The organism is Arsenicibacter rosenii (assembly GCF_001870735.1).
Taxonomy (GTDB): domain Bacteria; phylum Bacteroidota; class Bacteroidia; order Cytophagales; family Spirosomataceae; genus Arsenicibacter; species Arsenicibacter rosenii.
This window is the reverse complement of sequence record NZ_MORL01000091.1, coordinates 1-2663: the sequence shown is the minus strand read 5'-3', so window position 1 is coordinate 2663 and position 2663 is coordinate 1. Positions and strand designations below refer to the sequence as shown.

Genomic DNA, 2663 nt, shown 5'->3' with positions numbered 1-2663 from the left:
CCGGTGGCTTTGGCAAAGGTGCCGGGATTTATATTGCCGTCCGGACCACGGGTAATGTAAACCGCATATTGTGTAGTGGATAATCCGGACGTATTATTGAGGTACCGGACCCCGCCGGCATACGGATGATAATCGACCGGGTCGACGGTTGTGACCACTACTTCCCCCGAGCCTGGTTTCAGCGCCAGACCGCCCATCACATTCTCAGCGTGGTAATAAGGGGGGAATGGCCGGTTTGCGGCTGGTTCCTGAATCCAGTTATCGTTATAGAACTCGCCGAAACCAGGCCCTTGTGAGTTGCCTCTGCCGGAGCCGGAGTTAGGCCCTGCTTTGGCGTTATTTTCCAGCACAAACGCTCCGTTTGAATAGTACGCCCGTAAAATGTCACCCGCCTGCGAGTTTACTTCGTAGGTAGTGGTATTCCCGGTAGTAGTGCCATAATTCAGGTCACCGCCCTGCAAACCGGTGCGGTCACCGAATGCCAGCACCATGGAACCGTCTATGTCAAATTCAATATCGGTAAATATTGGAATCGGGCGGCGCAGGATCGTACTGTTGCCGTCGATCAGGTCACTGAATACATCGGTCCAGGGAAACCAGCCGGTATTATTAGAGTTGGCAAGTGCGGGATAGCCTTTCGGATAAGTCAGCGGGAAGTCAAAAATCTGGGTAAACGTGGAGCCGTTAAGCTCATATACAGACGCTCTCAGATTGGATTTATTTCCTGACGACTGCGCATCACAAACGCCGCCGACATACACTTTTCCGTTGTATACCTTTAGCGCCCAGGGCCGGTACTGCCCGCCGGTACAACTGGCGGGAATCGTGTAGGAGGACACATTGGCAGTTGTTGGTGTAGTGCCAGTCAGGTTATACTGTGAAATGTCAATGGAGTACAGCCGCTTATCCGAGAGGTTGGTGAGCCACAGTTTGTCTCCGTCGTCTGAAATTTCCAGATCACCAATACCTACCTTACCGACAGCGGAAAACGCCTGAATATCGTAGTTTGGTGTACCAACGTCAGCGGCCAGACCCCGTGCGGTGTTACTGGCAATCGTTCCGACATTGATACCGATTGCCGTAACATTCAGGAAGGAAGTGGTAGTGGGGGATGCAGGATTTGCATAATTGGTGACGTAGATACCGCCCAGACCCAGTGGGCCAAGGCCGGCATGCCGCTTAAGCATCGCGCTCAGAAATAGCCGTTTCGTGTATTTATTGTAGGCCAGCCCCCAGATAGAACCGATCTGACTGGCTGTTGCAATGGGAACTTCACCGGTAAAGGATGTGGCTGAGGAAACCCCGTACGGAATGGTTACCAGGGCATCGGCTGTACCGGCATTACCACCTGCCAGCGGGTTACCGTTAACATAGCACGGAACAAAAACGACCGGGTTATTGGAGCAGTAATCCACCGGGTTATTAATCCCCAGATTGACATTACATCGCGGGGCAGCTACAAACTGGACTGAGGTCCGGGAGTCATTACCGTTGACGCCGAGATTATAAATTGACGGCACATTACTGAATTCTACCCGCACCGGATATTTATTCGCCGGAATATTGATGGAATAAAGACCATAGTTATCGGTTGTGGCGGTATAAGTGGTACCGTCACAGGCAATGGCTTTTATGGCAACCGCAGGAATCCCGGCCGTTTCGCCGGCCTGTTTGCCGCCATCATCATTAAAATCCTTAAACACCATACCACCGAGATTACTGCCGGAACAGGTGATAGGAAGGCAGGAGGCAGGCGTAGTAAAGGAACCGGTTGCCGAACAACTGGTCTGGTTAGAAAAGCGGGCTGTTACCGTACCGGCACTGCTGTTGGCGTCTACCTCAAAGGCAACTACCTGTGGAGATACAATGGTCTGACTGCCCGTAACAAGAGTGTTATAGCCGGCCGGTTGGGCGTAGGTGACAGTGATTGTTCCGGGTAGAATCGTCTGGCTCTGGGTGCCGCTTGTGACAATGATGTACCCGTTGGCCGGTGCATTAGACCAGGCAACTTCCACACTCACCGTTGATTTACTCACAAGAACACCACTGGTGTTGGTAACGGCATAACAACCGGAGGTTGTTACCTTGCTGATGGCTATAGAACATTGAGCACGACTTTCAGATACAAAGGCTAGTAATAATAAACCAATCAGCCAACTGAATTGAGCCAGCTTTACTAAAGGTGGAAGATTCTGCCTTAGTGTGAATAGGGAATGCAAAAATCGTCCAAAAGAGTTGACTGAACTCCTTTGGGGGGGCTGGTAGATTTTTTTCATGACATCTTACTTCAGCTTTGGTTGAAAATAAGCAAGCGAATAAGATGAAATGGAACAAAAAAGACGCCACCTATACCTGATGGTACGGAACGTGAAAATTTGTTTTAAACGGTAATTCTATTATTTGAATTATGTAAACAATAGTAGGTTTTATGTTTGTTTTTTTTATTGTTATGGTAACAATTAAAATGATTATGTGTTTATTTGTTATATATAGCAATTATGATGCCAAAGTATAACTTAAGTAAAGCATTAAGTAGTCTCAATAACATATACGGGATAAAACAGAAAAGCCAGCTATTATAGCTGGCTTTTCTGTTTTATCCCGTGAGCTTATGGTCTGACAATTTTCTTAACGGTAATCGGTACGCAGGTAGCCGGCGGACA

Annotated in this window: 2 protein-coding genes; both read right to left on the bottom strand. The window is 48.6% G+C overall.

Features of this window, described 5'->3' with window-relative positions:
- A partial coding sequence (locus BLX24_RS29905) for an SdrD B-like domain-containing protein (RefSeq protein WP_310590813.1) occupies nucleotides 1–2036 on the bottom strand: 2036 nt, incomplete at its 3' end.
- Between the two features lie 573 nt (nucleotides 2037–2609).
- Nucleotides 2610–2663: CVP-CTERM putative protein-anchoring domain-containing protein (locus BLX24_RS34245; protein ID WP_510185438.1), on the bottom strand; the 54-nt coding region annotated here is incomplete at its 5' end.